Here is a 22,009-nt window from a genome sequence, read left to right on the forward strand (position 1 = left end):
ATGCCACATATGACACGGAAGAGTCGCCGCGAGAATCCACGGCGTCGGCCTTTGAGAGCAGCATATCAGCGCTGAGGGTCTCCCTGGGCACGCCTGCCGACAAGTTGCGATGGGGCGGAGATGCGCCTCTGGAGCAACATCAGATCCAGCAGGCCGCCTACCATATGGGAGCGTGTCTCGTCCATGACGACGTCACGAGCCCGATAAGACTCGCGACAGCGGGGCAAACAGTTCACGACCTCCGCCTGCTGCTCAAGCATGGCCGGGGAAACGTTAAGGTGGACGACATTCCCTCGCACGGCCACAACGGCATCGGATCGTCGGTTGCAATGATGGCACCAGACGGCAACAACAAGGTTGCAGTGGCCGTAGTCATGGGAGCGGCGTGCTGCAATCAGACCGCTCCCCTTTCCGCTATCGTCCACGCCCCACACATGGCGGCCGACGAGCGGAGCATGACCTCTATTGCTTCCGTGTCAATGAAAGAGATAACCGAGGAAGGTGATGAGATCCCAGTCAAGACGGGTCACACCTGGAACGAACTGCGGCGCGGAAGCCGCGACCCGAGGTCGACCGTGGTCATGGATGCCTGGGCCAACGGTCCCGCTGTTCGGTTGAAAGACAGCGCATGGAGCGGAGAGCCGGCCGAGGAAGGTCCTTGGTCGATGGACAAAAGCACCGCCGAATTCCTGAAAAGCCGTCTTGAGGGGTTGATTCCGTTCGTGCATCCGGACACAAATGAATACACTGCCAACAATTTGCGCCGGAGGCAAAACGCACCCGTATCGTGGGAAAAATATGCAGAAGTACAAGTGATCTCACCCGAGTTCGCCGATAGTGTGCGCAACGCATTGTCCCGTGTTCCTGAAGACCAACAAAGGGAAATCGCATCACGGATGATTCAGGAAGCCTACGGAATGGATCCTTCCTCGTGCACGCACCAAGACGCAGTGGAATCAGTTCTAGTGGCCGCCAACCAACTGGACTCGCTGCCCCGGCCTCCTGTCGAGCCGCCGGAATACTGAACGGCAAGAGGATCGAATCGGGCACCGTAAACTTAACGCTGTGAAAACAAGATCTGGGAGTGAGGCTTTGGTTCATTCGGCGTGAGGGCGCGCGATTTGGCGCCATGCTTGCATGGCAGTTGCTCGCAGTTCTCGATGGTGGATGGATGGAATATCGTGGCGGGGAACGTTAAAGAGGTTGGGCGATCGGGTCGTGTACGGAAACGAAACGCTGAAGATGTCGCGCTGACTTGAAGCGCTTCATGATCCTCTCCCGCCGTCGGACGGGTTGATGAGAGTTCTCCGCCCGATTGTTCAGGCCCTTGTGCGAGCGATGCTCGACGCCTGGCATGATCTCCCGCTTCGCTGCACCGTAGGATCGAAGCTTGTCGGTGATCTTCCATGGTGTGTCCCCTTCTTGACGCCCACGCTTCGAGCACCAGCATAGTCATGTTCCGCGACGGCTCGGAGGGCCGTTCCACACCACCACTATTATTCGCGCTATTCAGCCCGGGCATCATCGGCACAGGGCTGGTCGCCGTGCCTGTGCTGGCAGGATCGGCAGCCTATGCCATACGCCACCCGCGGGTGGAAAACCGGACTGGAGCACAAGCCGCGCGAGGCGGTCGGGTTCTACACAGTTATCGGCCTTGCCGTTCTCGTCGGCCTCGCGGTCGGCTTTCGCCAATCGATCCGATACGGGCGCCGCGCCTGCTGATGGCGAGCTCCGCCTCGGAATCCCATGCCAGATGATGTCGGTCGCAGTGGGGAGGCCCGACATTCGCGAGGCGCCCGCACCAAGAACCAGGCGCACGCTTGCGGTCTCGACGCAAACAGGCCGGTGAGCTCGCCTTGATCTACTTTCGGCATGTTAGGCGGGCTCCATCCCGGCGGCAGTGCGACCTCCAGACATCGTGCGAATGTCTACCATATACAGACCAACCTCCACGTGAGGGCCTGTTGTATCGAACAGAGCGACCGCGGAGGCACGTGCGCAACTCTGACACTCATGTTGTCGGTGGCGCATGGCCGAGCTCCGCTGCCTTACGAGGTTGTGCCGTGGTTAGCGCGCTCCAGAAGCGGTGGACTCCGCGCGTCGGCATTTGACGCAAGTCTTCGATGTGCCGAGCGCGGCGAAGCTCGACCTGAAAGAAGGACGGGTGATGGTCGATTCGAAACGTCTGGAGCTTCCAGAAGATGACGGCAGCATATTTGGGCGTGAGCTTCGTGTTGCGCCGGTAGTAGTCGAGCGCGCCCGACAGTATGGGATTGATCTCCTTCGTGGCTAGCTGTTCCAGCGCACGGATGCAGGAATCCAGCTGCATCCGCTGGGTAAGCTTCGCGAGATGCCGCTTCGCCTCCTCCGGCGAAAGGCGCCGACCTTTCTCGAGGACGGCGACGTCGAATTGGAGTAAGCAGTGCGAGCCAACCCAGAGCGTCGCCTCGGTATATGATTGGGGATCTCGAAGTGGTAGCAGAGGTCCTGTTGGCCGCAGAGCTCGCAGGATTCAATCGGTGTCTCGTGGTCCGCCGTGTTTTCGGTGAAGGACCACTCGGTGAATGCGGCAGGCAGGATGTCAGCCAACGAGAGTGGCAGAATACTGTCGCGCACTTCGCTGGCTGTAGCCGCCCACCGCCCATCAGACCCCGTTATTTAAGCTCGCTTACCTTAGCCTATTTCCTAATTAAGCCAAGCTGGCATTGCTTAAATAAGGCCGTTGGCCATAATGGGGCGTACATGGCCGATCCCGAACCCAATCAGCGGCTGGGCCGCTTTGTCGAGACAACCGTTGCTGGCGAGATGGTGCGAGCTTTCGTGCCGCCGCCGCTGCCGCCGGCTCCGTCTATCGATGTGCTCGCGCTGCTGGACCGCCTGAGCATGGCCGAGCGCGCGCTGGGGCGTCTCGACGGCATCACCATGCTCCTGCCGCGCCAGGAGCTCTTCCTCTACATGTATGTAAGGAAGGAGGCGGTTCTCTCTTCCCAGATCGAGGGAACCCAATCCACCCTTTCAGACCTCCTCCGCTTCGAGACCGAGGCGCAGGCGGGCCGTCCGCTCGACGACATCCGCGAAGTCTCGAACTACGTCGATGCGATGATGTATGGACTGGAGCGGCTTGAAGACCTGCCTCTCTCGCTCCGCCTCATCCGCGAAATGCACGCCCGGCTCCTGCAAAGCGGGCGGGGCGGCACGAAAAGCCCTGGCGAGTTTAGGCGTTCGCAGAACTGGATCGGCGGCACCCGCCCGGGCAACGCGCTGTTCGTCCCGCCCCCAACGACGGAATTGGACGCGTGCCTCGACGCCCTTGAGTGCTTCATGCACGAGGAAGGATCTCGGCTGCCGGCGCTGATCAAGGCGGGCCTCCTGCACGTGCAGTTCGAGACGATCCATCCGTTCCTGGACGGCAATGGCCGAATTGGTCGTTTGCTGGTGACACTCTACCTCTGCGTCCACGGCGTGCTGCGGAAGCCGCTGCTCTATCTAAGCCTCTATCTTAAGACCCATCGTGCCGATTATTATCGGTTGCTTCAGGAGGTCCGCGAACACGGCGCCTGGGAGGCCTGGCTCGACTTCTTTCTCACCGGCGTTGCTGACACGGCAAACCAGGCCTTCGACGCGGCAACCCGGATCGTCGAACTGTTCAAGCAAGACCGCGAACGCATAACAGGCGAAAGCGAACGCGCTGGCTCGGCACTACGCATTCACGATCTCCTTCAGCAGAACCCTTATCTCACCGCCAACCTGCTCGTCGAACGAACGGGACTGTCAGCGCCCACGGTCAACGCCGCGCTTGCCGATCTTGAGCGCCTCGGCGTCGTCGAGGAGGTCACCGGCCGGCGGCGCGGCCGGGTCTTCGGCTATCGACGCTACCTCGCCATCCTCAGTGAGGGTACAGATCCTCTGCCTGCGGCGGGCTGACCAGACAATGCCCGACTACGATTTTCATCAGCTCTCGCCGTATGACCTAGAGATAATGGCGCGCGACCTTCTGCAAGCGCACTGGGGTGTGACCATCGAAAGTTTCAAGACCGGAAAAGATGGCGGCATCAATCTTCGGTACGCGCTTGGAACTGCCAAAATCGTTGTCCAGGTTAAGCATCTCCTGAGGACCGGACTCGCCGGGCTGCTGCGCGAGTTGAAAAAGGAAGCTGTCAACGTCAGGCGGCTTCAACCGAGTCGTTATGTCCTCGTGACGTCGGTTCCTCTCGGCGGTCAACAAGGATGCGATTGTCGCGCTCATTGGAGCCGACGTTCTGAAACCAATCGATGTTTCTCGGCCAGGAAGACCCCAACAATCTGCTGGGCCAGCATCCCACGATCGAGGGCAACCACTACAAGCTGTGGCTGACAAGCCGGGCTGTTCCGACCGCGTCTTGCATAACGCCGCCGTGACGCAAAGCGAGTTCAAGGTCCGCCAGGTTCACGACGAGGCGCGCCGCTATTTACAGAGCGGGGCCTATCCCCAGGCGCTGATGATGCTGAACGACCATCGAGTCGTGATCGTCGCCGGACCACCTGGAGTCGGCAAATCGACGCTCGCGAACCTGCTCCTCTACGAGCACCTTGAGCAGGGCTATCAGGCCATTCTGATCCAGCGCGACATCGAGGAGGGCAAGTCCCTCTTGCTCGCTTCCCCAGTTTCTTTTTCTTCAAAGGCCCGGGCATCCATTTCGCCTAAGTAGGTTAGCCTAGTCGGTAGCCGGCTAAATTTCTTTTGTGTATAGCGCACGCAGGCTTCCCAGACGAGTCCGAGTCGGCTTTGGTCCAAAATCCGTCAATCTGTGGACAGCAACCACGCTTCGCAATTTCATACGCAGTAGGCCCTCCCTTTCGATTTATTTTGCCAAGCGTCGGTGATTTTCTCCGCAGCGCAAATTGCTTATGAAGCGCTCTCATTGGGCTTAATCCCACCCAGCTCGCTGTCCTCCTGCAATTGTGCGATTTCTGGTGGGACAAGGAGCGGAAACCTTTTCCAAGCAAGGAGACCCTCGCACAGCGGTTGAGCCTGAGTGAACGCCAGGTCCAACGGTACATTGCGGAACTGGAGCAGGCCGGATTGGTCCAGCGGATCGAGCGCCGTAGCAGCAATGGGGGCAAGCTCAGCAATACCTATGATTTGAGCGGACTTGTGAAGCGCCTTCAGGAACTAGAACCTGAATTCCGCGAAATCGAAGAGTCGGCCAAGGCAGCCCGCAAGGCGGTGACGAAGCGTGGTTACAAGGCGTCGGCGAAACCGAGCGTCGGGGCCGCACGATGATCCCCTGGAGCCCGATGGATAAAAAGAACAAGAGCGAGGGACTGCATGAGTTGGGCGCTATTTATTGACGAGTCAGGCCAAGATCGCCGGAATTCGCCATATGAAGTGCTGGCAGGCGTTGCGATCGAGGACCGAAAGATATGGCCCCTCATCCGGCAACTTTCCGACGCTCAGCAGCATATCTTCGGGATGCGTCTTTATCAGGCCTACGGCCAGGAGGCGAAAGCCAAGGAGCTGCTCAAACCAAAAACTTTCAGACACGCTGCACAATTGCCAGCCTTCGAGCAGAACACCCGCAGTCGCCTTGCGCGGGAAATCCTTCTTGATGGGACAGCAGTGACGCGCGATCGGTTGACTGCGCTCGGCCAGGCGAAGATCGCCTATTGCGAGTTTGCGCTCAACCTTGCTCGTAGCCACGGAGCACAGGTCTTCGCAACTATGGTCCCGCAATCAGCACCGCGACCACCAAGCGATGAAGCGATGCGCAAGGACTACGCCTTCCTATTCGAGCGCTTCTATTACTTTTTGAATGGAATGCCAGACGATCCGATGGGATATCTCGTGTTCGACGAGCTCGATAAGGCACAGAGCCATGTCTTGCTTGGACAGGTGTCGAACTATTTCATAAGGACACGAAACGGCAGGGTGCGCGCCCGACTCATTATCCCGGAACCCTTCTTCGTACACAGCGATCTAACGACGCTAATTCAGCTGACGGACATCGTCGCGTATGTGATCAGTTGGGGTTTGCGATTGAATGGCATGACGCTGCCGGCCAGACCCGAATTGGCGGGACTAGCTGATCGCGTAAAGCGAATCCGATTCAGTCGCGAGACCGAAGGAGGTGAAAAAATCTGGGGGATTAAGCACATTCGGGATCTGAGGCCCATCGCTGTCAACCCGGCATAAAAAAAGGCAATGCCCACGTTTCCGCGTACAAAGCCTCCGAGGAGACATCTATGTCATGGGGGGGCGAATGTCAACTTTATAGCAGATCGCCCAGAGTACCGGCGGCGAGACGACATAACGTCGGCGACGGTCCGGCAGGTCAAATCACGCCTCAATTGTATGCGCAACCACAAAGGCCGCAATATGATCGTTTTCAACGATCTCAAACATGATTTGCTCGAACCGAGCGGAGGCATCCTGATGGCGCCTACGACGTTCGCGGCGACGTTGGAAGCCCATGGTCTCTACAGCACCAAACAATTCGTGCTGCGCTTGAGCCCGCGTGTTCATGAGCTGGTCGACGCCCTCTCCTCAGGCGACTTTGGGAGTCACGATCCTGCAGACCTCATCCAAGCCTACTCGACCTACATCCACGAGACTGTCCACTGGTGGCAGCATGTAGGCTCGACCGCTGGCCTTATTTTCAGCCTCTGCTACCCAGCACAATTTTCAAGCAGTCTCGAACATCTTCAAAAGGCGATCGCGGAAATTGGGCCGAAGAAATCATTAAAGCGATGGGCTGATGATGCGCTACGCCATGGCACGGCGCCCTCGCCCGAGGCGCTCGCGGAAGCGAACATTGCCGTCAACAATGCGCTGGACATCGAGTTCTACAAATTCTTCGCGCACAGCCCACACCGGTCATCCGAGCTTAGGCAGAACCAGCATTTTGAGAACGTCGGTCATTCGTACCGTATCGCCTAACCCCAGAGAAGTTACCGGTCTCAACCGAAAGCAGGCTGGGCAGCATACGCCGGTAATGATTGGCCCAGGATGTTGTCGAGCGATGCCTGGCCAGCATCACCCCTCATCGTATTGAAGCCGGTCTGGCCGTCTGCCTCGGCAATAGAAGCTTCCAGCAATGCGAGCGTGCTTGATGAAAGACGAGCGCTCACCCCGGTCAACCAGTCGTCGAGATAATGTTGCCGTTGCGAACGCACCAGGCGTTCCAGTTCCTTGTGCGACGGGCCGTATATACTACGGTCCCGGCACCACAGACAAACCTGCTCGAGCATGGCGCCAACCGATTGCCCGGTCGGACACAGTTCGCCAGCGACCATAATGTCAGCTCTTCCCGATCGGACCGTTTCAGGCGTCGAAAGCCGAGATACTGCAGAATCTCGGGACAATGCCGGCGCGAAGTCCGGCCGGAGAAATCATACTGGTTCACTGCGTCACATTCGACGCCAAGCTGCTCGGCCAACCAGGAAACGCCGTCGGTCGGGATCGAGGCAGGGTCCTGTACAAAGAAGCCGTGTGCGGCGAAGAACTTAAGCTGAACCGCCAATCCCAGTCGCGCCGGGGTCGGCTTGCCGTTCACAAAATCCATGTCGGAAAAGCTCAGGCTCCAACGCCCGGAAAAATCCTCATTCGAAATACTCAAACCCATCAGCCTACTCCATAATTCGGAGCAGACTGTCATTCCCCGCAAATCACTCGTCAATTAGCGAGACAATGTTCCCACAACGTTCTTCAACTTGGCCAAAATCCCAGCTTCGAGCCGACAGGGCCAAGAATGGATGTCAGATCGTCCCGCTTCGGGAAAGAACGAACGCGCCCTGCCCGAAATAGTTAAGCAGCAGGCACGGAAATGCGATCGCCAGCCAAGCCAGCACAATCTGCCGGCGGCCAAAATGACCGAGATCAGCGTAGAGCGCTTCAGCCCCTGTTACGGAAAGGCTCCGCGGGCGGCATACTGCCTTGCCGAAGGAGCCACAAATGCTGCGCATCTACACGGGCCAGAACGGCCATCTGACAGCAATTGACGGCTTGCCGGAGGCCGAAGCTCTCGGTGCTCTCTGGCTCGACCTCCTCAACCCGACTGTTGAGGAAGTGAAGCTTGTTAAGGCGCATCTGGCCATTGATATCCCGACGCGCGACGAGATGGCGGAAATCGAGTTGTCGGACCGTCTTTATCATGAAGACGGCGCCGAGTTCATGACGATCACCGCGGTCGCGAATATCGAGGGCGAGGACCCTGTCAAAGCGCCGGTTACGTTCATCATCAAGGGCCAGACGCTCGTCAGCGTTCGCCATGCCGACCCGAAGCCGTTCTTGAACTATGCGGCGAAAGCACAGCGCAGTAGCGGCCCTCCCTGCACATCCGGCGAATTGGTGATGCTGGGTCTGATCGAAGCGATCATCGACCGCTCGGCCGACACGCTTGAGCGCATCGGCGACGAGATTGATGCACTCTCACGCGAAATTTTTCGCAATAAATCCTCGAGCGCATCAAAAAACACGCGCAACCTTCAATCCCTTGTCGAGCGAATCGGCCGGAAGGGTGAGCTGCTGACGAAAATTCAGGAGAGTCTCGTGAGCATCGCGCGGCTCGTCGCCTACCATAGCGCGAGTGACTCGACCAGCTCGGCAGTCGCGTCGTCCGGTCGCAAGTTGCAGAAGGAAATCCGGCAACGTATCAAGCTCGTCCAGCGCGATGCCACGTTCCTCAGCGACCATGCGACCTTCCTGTCCAACAAGATCAACTTCCTGCTGGACGCGACGCTGGGTCTCATCAATCTGGAGCAGAACCAGATCATCAAGATTTTCTCGGTCGCTGCCGTCGTGTTTTTGCCGCCGACGCTGGTTGCCTCGATCTACGGCATGAACTTCGATGCCATGCCCGAGCTAAAATGGCTTCTGGGCTACCCTTTTGCGCTGGGTCTGATGGTGCTCTCCGCCGTGGTTCCGTATCTCTTTTTCAAGCGGCGCGGCTGGCTGTGAAAGGAAATAGGCTGGTTCGGGGGCGCTTACTGAAAGTCCCACCTCCCGGAGCGGTCGCGCCAGAGCTTAGCCGACGAGGCAATCATAGGGCGCGCTTTGCGCGGCGAGGACGGGAGGGTTGGCCGCTTCTTCCGCTGTCCGCTCTGGCGACGCCGGCGGCCGCAAGTTCAAGCACGAGCTTGCGGCGAACGGCTTCAGGAAGCTGCGACCAGTCGTTCACCGGGATCATGAAGGCTCCGGGCCCGCCGATCGTCACTCTGAGAAACGTGCAAACTTCCCGCCTTGTCAGAAGCCCAACTCCGCCGCGGGGCTCCGAAAAGTCATAGAGGACGTCCTGCGGCGGGAAGTCCCCGAAAGCGGCCGGACGACCCACCTCCGGGACGGGGCCGGAAAGGTCAGGCGAATACGGAGAAGGCGCCGGTCATGGCCATGGTGCAGCGGCCGACCGACGTCACGCCCGGCGCTCCGGCCGGTGACGCGCGTGCCGCGGTCGTGACCGGTCTCTCAGCGCGAGCAAGCGAACGCGTCATTGAAGCGCAGATCGATCGAGAGCTCATTTGATGAGCGACGAGTGGAAAGCATTCATGGCCATTGGTCAGAGCTTTGCCAAGCACGAGACCGTGAAACATTCCAGTGGTGAGTATGTTCGCGACGCCGTCCACGTCAATTCGGTGGAGGGCTTCAACTCCCGCGTCCGCCGTACCATCGCCGGCGTCTTTCATCATATCAGCCCGCAGCATGCCGACCTGTATTTCCACGAGATTGGCTTCCGATCGTCGCGGCGCGTGGTGTCTGGGAGCGCCCTTCGGAAAACCCGGCATGGTCGAGAAGTCTTGAGAACCATCTGGTCGCGCGTGCCGCCGGCGCTGCAACTCCTGAGCGTCTTTCGCGCCGCCACGGGGCGTCAGATGCGCCGAAGCCCGGACGGCGGAATCATCATCAAATCAACCGTAGCTGCCTTTGGTTGATAAAGGCCGCGCAGGATTTTGAACTGCTCTTGTCCTGACCCCAGAAAGTTGGAGCAGTGGTTCCAGGTTGACAGCCTTCAATTCGATGATCTCGGCCTCGAGGCGGTCCACGGCAAGGTGTTCGACCGCTATCCGGCGCTGTACTACAAGTGTCATTCCCGACTGCACTATCGTCCAACCCTGCATAATGGGTAGCCGGCAACCTCCTGAAGAGGCGGAAGAGCCGCGGCAATCGCATCGAGACCGTCCCTAAAAGGAGCCGGCCCTGACTGCAGGATAAGCGGCGACTTGATCTCGACGATGCGGTTGTTGTCTGACCACTGGAATCGCTGCCCGACCGGGCGGCTCCTGATCCTGTCCGGCACGACCTTCTTGACGCACAAGGAGGCAAGAATGATATCTGGGTGCGGCCGCGATGAGGCGCGATTTCGACGGTGACCAGATCGGCTCGCATGAGGCCTGATCGACAAGATTGCCTGAAGACAGGGGGGCCGCCGAAAGGTCAGCGGCCAGCGCCGAGCCGTTCCATCTCGTCTTGAACCCTGCTGATCAGGTGACCGGTTTCGGCGTGGAGCAGTTTGAGCCGGCGTAGCTTGGAATTCAAAGATTCAGCCATTTCACCCCTTTCCGGTTCGGACGGCTGTGCCGACGCCGTGGAGGATCCACGAAATGCTGACATTGAGAATCCCGGACAAATTTGCAAGCCGATGCGATCCGGGCTGTGATCGATCGCTTTCCCATGCGTTGATAGTCGCCATTTTCACGCCGAGCCGCCACGCAAGCTGTTTGACGCTCAAGCCGCTTGCCTCCCGCGCTCGGGAAAGGCGACCGCCGCTCGTATCAAGATCCGGCATTTCCTCGTAAATAGTCGTGGTGTCGGTCACCCGATTTGCCTCCAATTTTCATTGAATCCACCGCCGTCGGCTGGCGCGCGACTTCTACGACAATGAAGCAGCGCGGACGGTATCACATGGCGATGCGGGCTATACCCTATTGAGACAGTTAGGCTGAATTCTTCAAAACCGGAACATCAGAGCTGCGATCTTTCCGGTAGCGCCGTTGCTGAGCTTCTGGGTAGGTATCCGCTGCTGCAAAGCGCCGCTTGCCAGCAATGCCACTATTTTCTGTGCCGCGACGAGGAATTTTTCTCCCGTACGGGTTCAATTCTCGAATCTTATGGGCTAAATAATACCTTCCATTCGAAAAATAACGTCTTTGCGCACATTTTGTGCGGAGGCGTGAATTTATGATATGAAAAACGGAGTCGATATATTGGAAAATATTAGCTACGACGTGACTGGCAAGATAAACTTAAACAATATTTATAATAATTCGGAGCCGACAGCTTACTTTTCCACTTTGTCTCGCCTTGGCTATCGGATTCCTCAGGAAGCAAAACCTCAATTCCAACGATTGATCGAAGCACGGCGGAGCGCCACCGAATCCGAACCGGCCAAGGTGATCGATCTTGGTTGCTCTTATGGGATCAACGGCGCGCTTCTTAAGCACGGACGTTCGTTGGATGAACTCTACCGGCTCTACGGAGTGGCGGCCGACGATCTCGAGGCGCTTCTTCAGCGGGACCGTGACCTCTATGCCAAACCGACGGATGCCGCGCTCGAAATTGTCGGTGTCGACCCAGCAGATCGCGCGATATCCTATGCGGTCGATGTGGGCATGCTCGACGCAGGTGTTGCGACCGATCTCGAAAAAAGAGACCCGACGCCAGAAGACACGGCCGCGATCGAAAACGCCGACCTCATCATTTCGACCGGCTGCGTCGGCTACGTTACTGAGACTTCGTTGGAACGGCTCCTGGAGACGAGCCTCGACAGTCGTCCGTGGATGGCGCATTTCGTGCTGCGCATGTTCGATTTCGGAGGCCCGGAAGAAATGTTGGGCCGGCACGGCTATGTCACGGAGAAGCTGGAAGGACTGTTTCGACAGCGGCGTTTTGCTTCCGTCGAGGAACGGCAGCATGTGCTCGACAATCTCCGCCAGCTGGGGGTCGATGCCGCCGGCGCGGAGGAGAACGGTTGGTACCTCGCCGAACTGCATGTCGCACGACCGGAAGAGGTCGCGAAATCTATGCCCCTCGGCGAGATTCTAAACGGCAGTGCAAGACAGATTCTGTAAATTTAGGAGTCGCGAGACATCGTCACAAACTTGGGTTGAATTGCACGGCCGAGTTTTAGAAGGCAGAGGCAAGAGGTTGAGGAAGACAAGCGTCATTGACGTCTCAGGGCGATGGCTAGATTGCCTTCGCGCGGGTGAAGATTGCCCGCCTTAAACGCTTGGTTGCTGTGTTGGCGTAGATCAAGAACGCAACGGCACGCGCCTATTGCTGTGTGCCTGATTTTTGAGTTTGAATTCTTCCTCAGCCCGCCACGCAGATCCGGGCCAATGCAACCTTGAGCCTGGCATTTTGTCCTTCCAGTTCGCCAAGACGCTCACGTTCGGCGGCGACCACATCTGGATTCGCGTTGGCAACGAACTTTTCGTTCGAAAGCTTGCCGGCTATACGAGCGATCTCCTGCTCGGTTTTTGCAATCGCCTTCTCCAGGCGAGCCTTTTCGGCAGACAAGTCGATAAGACTGCCGAGAGGCAGGCAGACCGTTGCCTTGCCGACGACGATTTGGGCGGCTCCCTTGGCGCGGTATCGAGGAGCGAAATCGCCTCGACGCGCGCCACTTTGCCAAAACGCCCGACGGGATCGCACGCCCAAAACTCTGCTCAGGGAGTGCCGGCATTGGACGGACGGACCTCATTTCTTCAGTCAACGTGGCCCTTTCAAGCCTAGGGCAGCCGACCGTCGTTGACATGCCGGCGCAAAAACCAGCCATCAACCCATAATGTTCCAAATTAAACTGGCTCGACGAAAGAGCCGTCTCCGTTGCTCCGGTCTCGGTGTTGAGTTCTCTCTGGGCAAGGAAACGGCGCGAGATGGGGGTTTGATGGTGCAAGATCCAGCGCCGGATCAGGAAGGCCATCGCGGAAGCAACGGATCGCCTTGCTAGTGGACGCCTGGACCAATCTGCTGCTGAGGAGCGCGGGGGCTGCCGCCCATTCTCCATTATCCCGCGAACAATTCTTTGTACCCTGTCGTCACCATCCAGTTCGCCCGATCGAGATGGCTTCGCGCGGCTTTGCGGGCGCGCTCCGGTTCCTGTACCGGATCGATGCCGAGGATGACTCCTGCGCCATCTCCTCATAGCTGGCATCATCAGCGGCCGCATCCAGGAACCTCAGGTACAGCGTGTGGTGCTGCTTATCGTACGTGGTCAGGCTGTCGGACCATGGCACTTCTTCCTGGATTGCCGGTTTCGTTCCGACTTTCATGGCAGTTCGGTACTCCATCATTATTTCAGTGGGATATTCCTTCGACAGGTTAGCCAAAGCAGACAGCAATCATAGTCCTAAATGACAATCCCTGACCTCTCCGCAAATGTCCCGCCGCGGCCGTGCTTCGGGACAGCTTCAATGTTCTGCCGCCCTGCCCAGGCTCAACGGCGGCAGATCCTCGAGTTCCCTCCGTGTGGACGGCGTGCGCGCGAGGCGCGGCAAACTTGCAGCGATGCCGAGATGCACGGAATTCATGAGCGCGGGTCCAAGCTCTCAATCGCTGCGCAGAATCTTTGCTTCGAGCGCGGCTGCCACAAAAGCACGCCGTGCGACTGGTGGATGAGCCTCACCTCGCAACACCTGCAGACAGGCGTCCATTGCTGCCTTGCGCTTCGCGGTCTGACGATGGAGGTGCCGCAGCAGGATGTTGGACGCGTCATTGACATCGAACACGACACGCTCCGAACTGTGACGGCTGAATTGAACAACGACTGGCCTTTCAAATCTGCTCGAGCCGGTCATCACTCCCCCCTCTACACCCAGCGGCGACAGCCTCGCTCGCATTTATTCCTTAGCCGAAAGATTCGGCTGCACCCTCGCAGCTAAACTTGGCCGCTGGCGTCCAAGAGATCGTCATGAGCGCTGTCTGGTTCATGTCGGGGTGGCGCGGATTGGCTAGCTCAATCTCGACAATGTCGCCTTGCGCCAGTGTCGCACAGTTTGTGCAAGCCTACGCCTGCACCTTTCCGCTGCCCGCCTTGCACGCCGCGATCCACTGCATGGCGGAGGTTGGGTCTTCCAATATCGCAACTCGCTTTGCAAAGCCGACAAAGGCATTGCTGGCAGCGTCTACCGGTATGTGCCCGGCATATGCATCACAACATGCCCTCAGGGCGGTCTCGTAGGTCAGGTCTCTGCGATCCTCGGGCCACTCATTGAGAAAATCGATAGCGTCCGCAAGACTGGCAATCTCTTGCACGATATAGCTGGCTCGCTTCACGAAAATGGGGCTGCTAAAAGCCTCAGCGTTCATTCGTTCTCCTCCACCTGTTGCACGACCCGGGCCGCATCAACGCCCGCCGACCATTGCAGAAATGTGCTGTCAGGGCGATGACGATTCAAGAGGAAGAAGATGCGTGATCTGCATCCTCGGTAAGCAGTTCGGCTGCGCATCACCGCGAAGTCCGGCGAAGCCTGCTCAGGCATCTATCTTCCTTCCTGGCCTGATCTGAGGAGAACATTACCCCCCGGGTGTCGTCATTCTCTAACGGCGGATGAACCACACAAATTGAAAGCCCCGTTTAACTGCCGAGCCACGATATGACCGCCTGCGAAGTAAGGCCCGCATGAACTCCCCCGATGACCGCCGACGCAACCTCGCGGCTTCGTGGGATCTGGCTGGCTGACACTATTTGCCAAGACATTCCTGATGCGGCGGCTATGCACGGAACTGAGCATCTGTTCAGGGCCATGGGTGTGCTATACGGCTTTGATGGCTATTGGTTCGATGTTGCGCCGGCGCTGGCTGCCGGAAAAGAGCTTTCCATCCTATGCCTATCTGCCGGGCAGGCAACCGCATCCCGTGCGCGATCCCGCGGGACATAGCTACAATAGCGAAGCCATGCCGTTGGCGGCAGAGGCGTCGCTGGACTCAGACATTTTCCTTTGGGGTCTCGACCTCTTCAACCATGGTTATTACTGGGAAGCCCATGAGGCGTGGGAGGGTCTGTGGCAAGTTGCAGACCGAGGCGCTCCGCTTCGGACGCTCTTCAAGGGACTGATCCTGTTATCGGCGGCCGGCGTGAAGATCCGCGAGGGCAAGCAGGCGGCGGCGATGCGTCATGCCGGACGCGCCGCGGCGCTCCTTCGTCGGCTGAACACGGCGGATCATACCATCGAGCGTGCGCTCGGCATGTCACCCGCAGCGCTCGCCGAATACGCAGAAGCCGCGGCACGGATTCCGGCAGCCTTGCAGGCGACAGCGCTCGGTCAGCCCCAACCCGTGTTTGACTTCATTCTCGGACCAAGCTCCGGCGAAAGGCCGAATCAGCTCGCAAAAAAACAGTCATCCGTAGAAGTCGCCGGGAATAGACCGGACCCGTTGGGCCAACGTCACTGACGAACGACGAATGCCAGGTTCCACTCACCTGAGTGTATTTTCGTGGAGCGCGGAATTTCGTCACGTTGTTTTCGGAATTACAAAAGCTCAAGATGGCATGGCTGCATATCGGTTCCGGCGCCTGGCAGCCGAAACGATTTCTGGGGCGAACGCCTATTAGCAATGGCTTATGGCGATACTTATGCTGCCGAGACATTTATTGCCTTCAGCCACAACCATCACTATGTAGCGAGGCTTCGCCTGCTGTCTTCAAGCCAACCGGAGAAATTCATGACAGAAGAAGCCGACCACAGCCTCTACGCCCTCATCGAGCTTACCGCCGATGTCGTCTCAGCCTATGTCTCGAACAATCCGGTCCCAGTGGGCGATCTCCCCGCCCTGATCGGCCAAGTACATGCGGCACTGAATGGAACGGCCGGCAGCGTTTCCGCAGAACAGCCGCAGGCTCTCAAGCCTGCTGTTCCGATCAAGAAGTCGGTGATGGCGGACTACATCATCTGCCTTGATGATGGGAAGAAGTTCAAATCGCTAAAGCGCCATCTGTCGACCCACTACGGCCTCACGCCGGACCAATATCGCGCCAAATGGGGCCTGCCGGCGGACTATCCCATGGTCGCGCCGAATTACGCCGCTGCGCGCTCGGCCTTGGCCAAGACCATGGGTCTCGGCCGCAAACCAAAAGAGTCGGAAACGCCGGCGCCGGCGAAGCGGACCGGCAAGAAGGTCGCAGCTTGACTTTATCTCTCGAGGGTCGTTCTGGAGCGCGCAGCTGCTATCGGCATGATCCGCGCAGAATAGGAAAAGGCGGGGGACCTAACCACGCCTTACCTCGCGTTCATTCGCTCTTGCCGGGACGCAGGAGAAAATTTCAGCCAGTCTTCGCACAACCCACGCATCTACAAGGATCGCATCGTTGGCGACTACGCCGTCAATGGCACGCACCACCATATCAGTGGCGGATCGGCCGCAGCCCGGCATGAAGCTGCAAGCAAGGCTAATCGGTTCCGTCACCGCGTACTCCAGCTGAACATCGACATCATGTGCGCCAACAGCCCGCAGGCCAAGGGCTGCCTCGAACGCGCTAACCTGGCGCTGCCGTCTTGTGAAGAAGCTACGCCTGGCGACATCAGCACAATCGACGCGGCGAACGCCTACGCGGCCGAGTTCGCGCCAGTACGCCAGCCAGCATGGCCGAGACGTTCCTCGGAGTGTCACCCGTGCGACCATGAGTGAAGCAATCCGCAAAGCCGGTCCATTCATGCACCTCCCTCAAGAGATCTGGCACCTCGATTAACGGATAGAGCTCAGCTGATCTCGGCATTCAGGCCCTCGGCTGCTGCGGGAACTTCGCCAGCTGCTGACGCGACGATAAGCGTTCCCCCTTCGAGACGAACACCGTCGAGCTTTCCGGATCGTGCCCTATGCGCCAAGGCGCTTCAGGTTGAAGTCGAGCATCTGTCGCGCTTCGGTAAACCACGCGCGCCGTCTTCTTGGAGACCAAGCCCGAGGCGATCTTCATCTTTCAGGATGGTGAACGCTGACCGCGGCATCAGGTGCGCTCGTCGATCGGTGGGAAGGATCGGCTGCCATCGACCCAAATGTCCGCAGATCTAAGCCGGTCTCGCAAAGCCGCGAGCGTTGCAATCTCATAGAGACGGCGGTCGGGCTTCTCCTGCCCGAGAATTAGCCGTCGATCAGCTTGGCTGAGTTCGGTGACAGGGAGCCGAGGGCACGACCTTGGTTGCGGTTCGAAAGATCGAAACCGTCCTCGAGGTACTCGCGCAGCTTCTCATAAAATCGCCGCTCCTCATGTCGCGCCGAACCATACGGCAATATCGGGGACCGACTTGCCTTCGTCCGCCAGATCGCAGAACGTCTCGTACTGGTCGACCGAGTGCATCCGCTTTGTTGTCGGCCTTCAGACATGGACGTCTTCAACCGGACACGTTTGAACGCCACGGCGGGTTGTCTCATAACAAACCACGATCCCGCGCTCCAGCAGCATTTCTCTTACCAGGCGCAGGCTGAAGGGGCCGGGAAACGATGGCGCTTGTAGCTGACAGTCGCGGTGTTCATGCCGTCGTCTATGCCGCAAACCCGTCGATTCTGCGAAGAGTCCTAAGCTCGCGTCTGATGAGGACAGCGTATCGCAAGTCCCACGATCCGGGTCAGGGCCGCTTGATCACATCCCGTATTGTCGGGCGCGCAGCCGATGTGGCGCATCATCAGGCGTGCGCCAGAGACCTTGGCACGAGCCTTGCTGCACCTTGCTTAAGTGGAAACAAAACCACGAGCTCGCGCTGAGCCGCATTGATGGAGAGGTTGCATGTCCGGTATTGCGGGCGCTTTTGTGTTGCCTTCAAGTCATTCACAGGAGACGGTTTATAATCGGCTCAAGCACATGGTTCCGAAGCTTGACAATCGTGGACAAGCTGGGTTCGGTCTTGCAGCGTTCATGCATACAAAAGGAATTCGATATGTAAGGTCGTGTCGGCCAGCACGCGAATTGGTAACCATCGATTGCGATGGGCAGGACGCGAACTTCAGGCCTCATGTAGCGATTGCACATATTCGCAATCCATCTTCCCAGGAAAACGGTGGCAGCGTCGCCCAGCCCGTTGATAACCATAAAGCCGGCTGCCGCCATTTGGCCCTTTCCTCAAATGGGGCTTTGGTCAACGCTGATGAACTTCGGAAAGAATTGCTCGCGCAAGGGCATAGCTTCGATAGCACAACGGATGCAGAGCTTCTGCTCAAGTTGATTGAGCACCTTTGCCAAAGAGCTTATTGGAAGCATGCTCTCCCGGTCAATTACGAAAGTGTATGTCGTGATATCGATGACCGAATTGATGGGGCCGTCAGTGCGCTTGTGTTGGATGGCGAAGGAAATCTGATCGCTTTCCGCAATAGTAGTGGTTTACGTCCTTTGGAATTCATGCAAACCGAAGATGGATCTATACTTTTTGCTTCTGAAAATTCAGCTTTTGCCGGACTACAAGGCAAAACGGAGGAAATTTCCCCAGGCCACATCAAGTATTTGGATGGAAAAACAGGAGAATGCATTGATAGCTTCGTGGGCCATGCCCGACACAGCCCTAAGCTTTGCGTCTACGAAACGCTTTACATCGGAAATCTCGAAACGTCGATACGGGGCCAATCTCACCTGGCCACGCGGCACAATATAGGCGTGACTCTGGGTAAAACTATTTCGCCGAAAGTGGCAGCAGAGATGGGCTCTGCCCCTATTGTCGTTTCCTCCATGCCGCATACCGGGGGCCCGTACGCCGACGGCTTGTTCGCATCTCTGGCAGAGAAACACGGTGCTTTCGTCCAGCGACGTGAAGTAATCGCAACACAACTCCAGCAGCGGACACTTATAGGTATCGTTGGCACGCGCTGTGGCGCTGATCGAGCCTTGCGAGAAAGTGGTCACCATTCATGGTCTGCACTGAGATGCACAATCCCTGCAGGTGGGCGGACGAGACGCGGCACTGCGCGGCCGTGTCCATCAAGCCCTGCAAGGTGCCGGCTTCGACAGCAAAGTCGTGACAGACGGCGCATACGGCGGCATGGAACCCGAGAATATCTGCAACCGCGGAAGCACCCGCGCGGGCGTGCAGCTCGAAATCCATGCCGGGCTTCGACTGATGATGAAAGGGGATGCGGCCGCCTACAACAAATTTGTCGCGGCGGTTCGATCAGCGTTGTAGAAGCCACTTTCCGAGTTCTTTCTTCGGACTCGAAAATTGTTTCCCCTCTCTACGGTCGCGCCGATCTCGAAATTCCTCCGAGCGATCCTGAGCTGCTTTCGTGCCCAATTTCCGTGGGAGACAGCATATCTGACGCTACTTTTCGCCCGCGCCAGGTTGTAAACTTAAGCCCAAAAGAGGTGCGGGGTGGAATACCAAGAGTCAAAAGGGTATCCGACGGCAGCAGTCAAGAATCTGAGGCACGAACTCGCGTCGGCCATCTCAGATTCAGTGCCAACGATGTTCCGGCACTTTGCGCTCGCCTCGGACTTCGACATGGGGATCGCGAGGAATCGTTCAAGAGCAAGTATAAATACGCGGAGCGACGGCTTCTGGAGAAATCTGCAGCGGAATTGATCCCTGTGGCCGCGCGGCTGCTCGAAGAGTCCGAGTCCTACAGTTTGCCAGAAGCGCTTGTAAAACTCGAAGAGTCCAGCCAGGCTACCGTATCCGAACTCACGCGCCGGCGGGTGATGTCGATATTCGACAGGAGATCACTTTCATCGGAAATGGAGGAAATCGAATTTATAAGGCGGGTTTGGCCAACGGAGAAAATGCCTTCCACTCTGTACGTCGCGGGCTCCGGCAAGACGTTCGATGACGACTTGTTCAATGCAATCGTGCGGAATAACGATTGGGACAATCGCGAGATTTTCAACGCGGCTGGTTTCCTGATGTGCTCCCAAAAGCAGTTCTTTCGCTTCGTCGAGGAGGTCGCCAGTCCGCTGGTGCAATCGCCGGAGGTTCAAGCGGAAATCGCAGCAGCGATCAACGATCACCTCAGACACGATGGGTATCGCTTGACGATCGTCCGACGGCTATCAGGTAGCCCGGTCTACCAAGTCCAACCCGCGGCTATTGGTAGCCCCTCCGACAAGGCGATTTCGGAAGCGCTAGCAGCGTTCGATCCCGGATACCGTACATGCGAGGTGGGAGCAGGCGCTTGATCGTCGAGGCACCGATCCCGAGGGCGCGATCACGCTGTCCAGGACCCTTCTCGAAGATGTCTGTAAATGGGTCATTGTCGAGGCTGGCGAATCCTACGACGAGAAGGATGACCTCCCCATCCTGTATCGAAAGCTGGCCAAGATTCTGAAGCTCGCCCCTGACGACCACACCGAGACAGTGTTCAAACAGATTTTAGGCAACTGCCAGTCCGTTGTCGAATCCCTCGGATCTCTCAGGAACAAAATTTCAGACGCACATAGCCGCGGGCCTAAACGCGTGAAACCTGCACCGCGTCACGCACAGCTAGCCGTCAACCTGTCGGGTACGATGGCAACATTTCTGGTGTCGACGTGGGACGCCATGAAAGCCAAGAACGAAGGGAAATAGATGCCCGGTTTTGACGAGGAAGCAATCAAGGATGACATCGCCCACGGCCGCATAGGCGCGATATCCCTCGATACTACGGTTTTCGACAGGCACGAGTGCAATCTCGATGCGAAAGCCTTCGAGGGATTGGAGCAGGTCAAATCCACCAAGGTGTCCGTGCTGCTGTCGGAGGTGAAGAAGTCCGAGTTTCCGGATGCGCTCACTCTGATGAGCTTGGAAGCGTGGGCGGCCTCCAAGGATACGAAGGTCTTGGTCGTCAGCAATGACAAGGGATGGCAGTCTTTCGCGGATGCCTCTGAGAGACTGGTCTGTGTGAAGGACCTGAGCACCGCACTCGAGTTGTTCAGCCCACAAGTTGCGCAGGAAATCTCCAACCAGGTTTTGAAGCTGCTCAGCGATGGCCAAGCTCCAGCGATGCAGGGTGCTATCGAACGCGAGCTGTATTGGTATTTCGAATCTTTCCCACCCGAAATCGACCGGGATGCGTCCCACGAATACGAGATTGAGAGTGTCGAAGCTGTTCCTCAGTATTGGAAAGTTGCAGATCCGGCCGATCTTAAAGTCTTGAATTCCGACGACGAATTCATCACGATGTCGATCAATATCTCGGCTCGTATAAATATCTCGGTTTCAGTGCGATTTTACGCTCCTGACTATGCGGATAGAGACTACATTGACTTCGGTGACCACAATGTCGAGCAAGAGGACACGTTGATCTTTCCCATCGCCGTCAAGTTTCATCGCAATTTCGAGGGCGAACCTGAGGCGGATTCCGTCGAGGTGCTGCCCTTTCCTTACACAACCCGCTTTCACTGCCTCTGATCCCGATTGGGACTATGAAGAGTAGGCGCAAGTTCTCAGTACTCGCACGGCAGGAAAATCACATCTGGAAAACGAAATGAGCTCGATAGTTATGGCGTCAAGAATGTCATGCCGATCAACGAGGCGAAGCGGCTTTGCCCGGAGCTCGTTCTGGTTCCGCAAAAGCCGGATTTGTATCGGCGGGCCCATAATGCGCTCTTATCGGAAATTGAAACGGTCATTCCGATCGACACGGCGAAGTCGATCGATGAGCTGACGTGCCGCCTCGACGAAGCGCGCCGATCTGACCCGCTCGCTCTGGCGGCGAAGATCAAAGCGACAATTGCCGAAAATGTCGGACCATGGATCACTTGCACGATCGGGTTTGCAGCCAACCGGCAGCTCGCGAAAATTGCATGCAAGGCTGGCAAGCGCGATGGCGGCCGGAAGACCTTCCGGCTGCGCTGCTCGCCGTCACAATGGAAGACATTCCAGGTGTCGGCGGCAACATGGCGAAGCGCCTCTATCGCGCCGGCATCTTCACGACGGACCAGCTTTACAATGTCCAGGCGAAGCATATGCGCAAGCTATGTTACTGGAGAGCGCCTTTGGTACGCCCTGCACGGTTATGACATCCAAGCACCCGCCTCGAGCCGTGGCATGTTCGGACATGGCCGCGTGCTGCCGCCGGAGTCGCGGACGATCCCGGGGTCGGCTCCGGTAGGGGGCGAAATGACACTTTAAGCATGCACAGGGACTT

Annotated in this window: 20 protein-coding genes and 10 pseudogenes; 17 read left to right on the forward strand and 13 right to left on the reverse strand. The window is 57.8% G+C overall.

Annotated features, from left to right (window positions below; genetic code table 11):
• Positions 1–278: 278 nt before the first annotated feature.
• The gene (locus ACZ89F_RS23495) at positions 279–1,025 is read left to right on the forward strand and encodes a type III secretion protein (RefSeq protein WP_476094441.1); all 747 of its coding nucleotides are present in this window, start codon (positions 279–281) and stop codon (positions 1,023–1,025) included.
• A gap of 72 nt (positions 1,026–1,097) precedes the next feature.
• On the opposite strand, the pseudogene ACZ89F_RS23500 reads toward ACZ89F_RS23495, so the two are convergent.
• A pseudogene (locus ACZ89F_RS23500) lies at positions 1,098–1,401 on the reverse strand (DDE-type integrase/transposase/recombinase); the annotation flags it as partial.
• A gap of 98 nt (positions 1,402–1,499) precedes the next feature.
• Here ACZ89F_RS23500 and ACZ89F_RS23505 point away from each other — a divergent pair.
• Positions 1,500–1,706: pseudogene (locus tag ACZ89F_RS23505) on the forward strand (divalent metal cation transporter); the annotation flags it as partial.
• Between the two features lie 305 nt (positions 1,707–2,011).
• Here ACZ89F_RS23505 and ACZ89F_RS23510 read toward each other — a convergent pair.
• Entirely contained in the window at positions 2,012–2,329 is a 318-nt protein-coding gene (locus ACZ89F_RS23510; protein WP_476094442.1) for a hypothetical protein, read from the reverse strand.
• Between the two features lie 413 nt (positions 2,330–2,742).
• On the opposite strand from ACZ89F_RS23510, the gene ACZ89F_RS23515 reads away from it, so the two are divergent.
• The 6 genes from ACZ89F_RS23515 to ACZ89F_RS23540 all read left to right on the forward strand — a co-directional run bounded on the left by ACZ89F_RS23515 (position 2,743) and on the right by ACZ89F_RS23540 (position 6,916).
• Positions 2,743–3,924: a Fic family protein gene (locus tag ACZ89F_RS23515; protein WP_476094443.1), complete on the forward strand. Its 1,182-nt coding sequence runs from the start codon at positions 2,743–2,745 to the stop codon at positions 3,922–3,924.
• A gap of 55 nt (positions 3,925–3,979) precedes the next feature.
• The gene (locus tag ACZ89F_RS23520; RefSeq protein ID WP_476097348.1) at positions 3,980–4,354 is read left to right on the forward strand and encodes a hypothetical protein; all 375 of its coding nucleotides are present in this window, start codon (positions 3,980–3,982) and stop codon (positions 4,352–4,354) included.
• On the forward strand, positions 4,347–4,688 hold the full coding sequence (locus tag ACZ89F_RS23525) for an ATP-binding protein (protein WP_476094444.1): 342 nt from the start codon (positions 4,347–4,349) through the stop codon (positions 4,686–4,688). Before ACZ89F_RS23520 ends, ACZ89F_RS23525 begins: the two co-directional genes overlap by 8 nt.
• A gap of 212 nt (positions 4,689–4,900) precedes the next feature.
• Positions 4,901–5,263 (forward strand): helix-turn-helix domain-containing protein, encoded by a 363-nt coding sequence (locus ACZ89F_RS23530; RefSeq protein WP_476097349.1) that lies wholly within the window; start codon positions 4,901–4,903, stop codon positions 5,261–5,263.
• 45 nt (positions 5,264–5,308) lie between these two features.
• Entirely contained in the window at positions 5,309–6,172 is an 864-nt protein-coding gene (locus tag ACZ89F_RS23535; RefSeq protein ID WP_476094445.1) for a DUF3800 domain-containing protein, read from the forward strand.
• 183 nt (positions 6,173–6,355) lie between these two features.
• Positions 6,356–6,916 (forward strand): hypothetical protein, encoded by a 561-nt coding sequence (locus ACZ89F_RS23540; RefSeq protein WP_476094446.1) that lies wholly within the window; start codon positions 6,356–6,358, stop codon positions 6,914–6,916.
• 65 nt (positions 6,917–6,981) lie between these two features.
• On the opposite strand, the pseudogene ACZ89F_RS23545 reads toward ACZ89F_RS23540, so the two are convergent.
• A pseudogene (locus tag ACZ89F_RS23545) lies at positions 6,982–7,601 on the reverse strand (DUF4158 domain-containing protein); the annotation flags it as partial.
• Between the two features lie 151 nt (positions 7,602–7,752).
• Positions 7,753–7,890 (reverse strand): annotated as a pseudogene (locus ACZ89F_RS23550) (KUP/HAK/KT family potassium transporter); the annotation flags it as partial.
• Between the two features lie 40 nt (positions 7,891–7,930).
• On the opposite strand from ACZ89F_RS23550, the gene ACZ89F_RS23555 reads away from it, so the two are divergent.
• Positions 7,931–8,935, forward strand: a complete 1,005-nt coding sequence (locus ACZ89F_RS23555) for a magnesium transporter CorA family protein (protein WP_476094447.1) — start codon at positions 7,931–7,933, stop codon at positions 8,933–8,935.
• A 26-nt stretch (positions 8,936–8,961) separates the two neighbouring features.
• On the opposite strand, the pseudogene ACZ89F_RS23560 reads toward ACZ89F_RS23555, so the two are convergent.
• Positions 8,962–9,185 (reverse strand): annotated as a pseudogene (locus tag ACZ89F_RS23560) (DUF1194 domain-containing protein); the annotation flags it as partial.
• A 92-nt stretch (positions 9,186–9,277) separates the two neighbouring features.
• Here ACZ89F_RS23560 and ACZ89F_RS23565 point away from each other — a divergent pair.
• A pseudogene (locus tag ACZ89F_RS23565) lies at positions 9,278–9,903 on the forward strand (IS1595 family transposase); the annotation flags it as partial.
• 617 nt (positions 9,904–10,520) lie between these two features.
• Here the strand turns inward: ACZ89F_RS23565 and ACZ89F_RS23570 are convergent.
• Positions 10,521–10,787 (reverse strand): helix-turn-helix domain-containing protein, encoded by a 267-nt coding sequence (locus tag ACZ89F_RS23570; RefSeq protein ID WP_476094448.1) that lies wholly within the window; start codon positions 10,785–10,787, stop codon positions 10,521–10,523.
• Between the two features lie 367 nt (positions 10,788–11,154).
• Between ACZ89F_RS23570 and ACZ89F_RS23575 the strand changes: the two genes are divergently transcribed.
• Positions 11,155–12,039: a class I SAM-dependent methyltransferase gene (locus tag ACZ89F_RS23575; protein WP_476094449.1), complete on the forward strand. Its 885-nt coding sequence runs from the start codon at positions 11,155–11,157 to the stop codon at positions 12,037–12,039.
• Between the two features lie 241 nt (positions 12,040–12,280).
• On the opposite strand, the pseudogene ACZ89F_RS23580 reads toward ACZ89F_RS23575, so the two are convergent.
• The 5 genes and pseudogenes from ACZ89F_RS23580 to ACZ89F_RS23600 form a co-directional block, all read right to left on the reverse strand.
• Positions 12,281–12,597: pseudogene (locus tag ACZ89F_RS23580) on the reverse strand (valine--tRNA ligase); the annotation flags it as partial.
• A 379-nt stretch (positions 12,598–12,976) separates the two neighbouring features.
• Positions 12,977–13,260, reverse strand: a pseudogene (locus tag ACZ89F_RS23585) (DNA -binding domain-containing protein).
• Between the two features lie 258 nt (positions 13,261–13,518).
• A complete protein-coding gene (locus ACZ89F_RS23590) occupies positions 13,519–13,767 on the reverse strand; it encodes a DUF982 domain-containing protein (RefSeq protein WP_476094450.1) in 249 nt (82 codons plus the stop codon).
• A gap of 208 nt (positions 13,768–13,975) precedes the next feature.
• The gene (locus ACZ89F_RS23595; RefSeq protein ID WP_287100351.1) at positions 13,976–14,278 is read right to left on the reverse strand and encodes a DUF982 domain-containing protein; all 303 of its coding nucleotides are present in this window, start codon (positions 14,276–14,278) and stop codon (positions 13,976–13,978) included.
• The gene (locus ACZ89F_RS23600) at positions 14,275–14,451 is read right to left on the reverse strand and encodes a hypothetical protein (RefSeq protein ID WP_476094451.1); all 177 of its coding nucleotides are present in this window, start codon (positions 14,449–14,451) and stop codon (positions 14,275–14,277) included. Before ACZ89F_RS23600 ends, ACZ89F_RS23595 begins: the two co-directional genes overlap by 4 nt.
• A 286-nt stretch (positions 14,452–14,737) precedes the next feature.
• On the opposite strand from ACZ89F_RS23600, the gene ACZ89F_RS23605 reads away from it, so the two are divergent.
• Positions 14,738–15,364 carry a DUF309 domain-containing protein gene (locus ACZ89F_RS23605; protein ID WP_476094452.1) on the forward strand — a complete coding sequence of 209 codons (627 nt, stop codon included), beginning with the start codon at positions 14,738–14,740 and terminating at the stop codon, positions 15,362–15,364.
• 270 nt (positions 15,365–15,634) lie between these two features.
• On the forward strand, positions 15,635–16,099 hold the full coding sequence (locus ACZ89F_RS23610; RefSeq protein WP_476097350.1) for a Ros/MucR family transcriptional regulator: 465 nt from the start codon (positions 15,635–15,637) through the stop codon (positions 16,097–16,099).
• A gap of 433 nt (positions 16,100–16,532) precedes the next feature.
• Here the strand turns inward: ACZ89F_RS23610 and ACZ89F_RS23615 are convergent.
• Both ACZ89F_RS23615 and ACZ89F_RS23620 read right to left on the reverse strand, forming a co-directional pair.
• Positions 16,533–17,090, reverse strand: a pseudogene (locus tag ACZ89F_RS23615) (Tn3 family transposase); the annotation flags it as partial.
• A gap of 231 nt (positions 17,091–17,321) precedes the next feature.
• Positions 17,322–17,405: pseudogene (locus tag ACZ89F_RS23620) on the reverse strand (IS6 family transposase); the annotation flags it as partial.
• A gap of 285 nt (positions 17,406–17,690) precedes the next feature.
• Here ACZ89F_RS23620 and ACZ89F_RS23625 point away from each other — a divergent pair.
• The 4 genes from ACZ89F_RS23625 to ACZ89F_RS23640 all read left to right on the forward strand — a co-directional run bounded on the left by ACZ89F_RS23625 (position 17,691) and on the right by ACZ89F_RS23640 (position 21,993).
• Complete coding sequence (locus ACZ89F_RS23625) at positions 17,691–20,060, forward strand: AbiJ-related protein (RefSeq protein ID WP_476094453.1); 2,370 nt, start codon at positions 17,691–17,693, stop codon at positions 20,058–20,060.
• A gap of 133 nt (positions 20,061–20,193) precedes the next feature.
• Complete coding sequence (locus ACZ89F_RS23630; protein WP_476097351.1) at positions 20,194–20,448, forward strand: abortive infection family protein; 255 nt, start codon at positions 20,194–20,196, stop codon at positions 20,446–20,448.
• The gene (locus tag ACZ89F_RS23635) at positions 20,449–21,270 is read left to right on the forward strand and encodes a PIN domain-containing protein (RefSeq protein ID WP_476094454.1); all 822 of its coding nucleotides are present in this window, start codon (positions 20,449–20,451) and stop codon (positions 21,268–21,270) included.
• Positions 21,271–21,327: 57 nt separating this feature from the next.
• The gene (locus tag ACZ89F_RS23640) at positions 21,328–21,993 is read left to right on the forward strand and encodes a Y-family DNA polymerase (protein ID WP_476097352.1); all 666 of its coding nucleotides are present in this window, start codon (positions 21,328–21,330) and stop codon (positions 21,991–21,993) included.
• Positions 21,994–22,009 lie beyond the last annotated feature (16 nt).

Source organism: Mesorhizobium sp. USDA 3734 (assembly GCF_056279665.1).

Coding starts and splice junctions, on each gene's coding strand:
- ACZ89F_RS23595 (WP_287100351.1), bottom strand. CDS start 14,278: ATGAACGCTGAGGCTTTTAGCAGCCCCATTTTCGTGAAGCGAGCCAGC.
- ACZ89F_RS23605 (WP_476094452.1), top strand. CDS start 14,738: ATGGCTATTGGTTCGATGTTGCGCCGGCGCTGGCTGCCGGAAAAGAGC.
- ACZ89F_RS23555 (WP_476094447.1), top strand. CDS start 7,931: ATGCTGCGCATCTACACGGGCCAGAACGGCCATCTGACAGCAATTGAC.
- ACZ89F_RS23635 (WP_476094454.1), top strand. CDS start 20,449: ATGCCCGGTTTTGACGAGGAAGCAATCAAGGATGACATCGCCCACGGC.
- ACZ89F_RS23575 (WP_476094449.1), top strand. CDS start 11,155: ATGAAAAACGGAGTCGATATATTGGAAAATATTAGCTACGACGTGACT.
- ACZ89F_RS23600 (WP_476094451.1), bottom strand. CDS start 14,451: ATGCCTGAGCAGGCTTCGCCGGACTTCGCGGTGATGCGCAGCCGAACT.
- ACZ89F_RS23510 (WP_476094442.1), bottom strand. CDS start 2,329: ATGCAGCTGGATTCCTGCATCCGTGCGCTGGAACAGCTAGCCACGAAG.
- ACZ89F_RS23535 (WP_476094445.1), top strand. CDS start 5,309: ATGAGTTGGGCGCTATTTATTGACGAGTCAGGCCAAGATCGCCGGAAT.
- ACZ89F_RS23625 (WP_476094453.1), top strand. CDS start 17,691: ATGTCCGGTATTGCGGGCGCTTTTGTGTTGCCTTCAAGTCATTCACAG.
- ACZ89F_RS23520 (WP_476097348.1), top strand. CDS start 3,980: ATGGCGCGCGACCTTCTGCAAGCGCACTGGGGTGTGACCATCGAAAGT.
- ACZ89F_RS23515 (WP_476094443.1), top strand. CDS start 2,743: ATGGCCGATCCCGAACCCAATCAGCGGCTGGGCCGCTTTGTCGAGACA.
- ACZ89F_RS23540 (WP_476094446.1), top strand. CDS start 6,356: ATGATCGTTTTCAACGATCTCAAACATGATTTGCTCGAACCGAGCGGA.
- ACZ89F_RS23610 (WP_476097350.1), top strand. CDS start 15,635: ATGACAGAAGAAGCCGACCACAGCCTCTACGCCCTCATCGAGCTTACC.
- ACZ89F_RS23590 (WP_476094450.1), bottom strand. CDS start 13,767: ATGACCGGCTCGAGCAGATTTGAAAGGCCAGTCGTTGTTCAATTCAGC.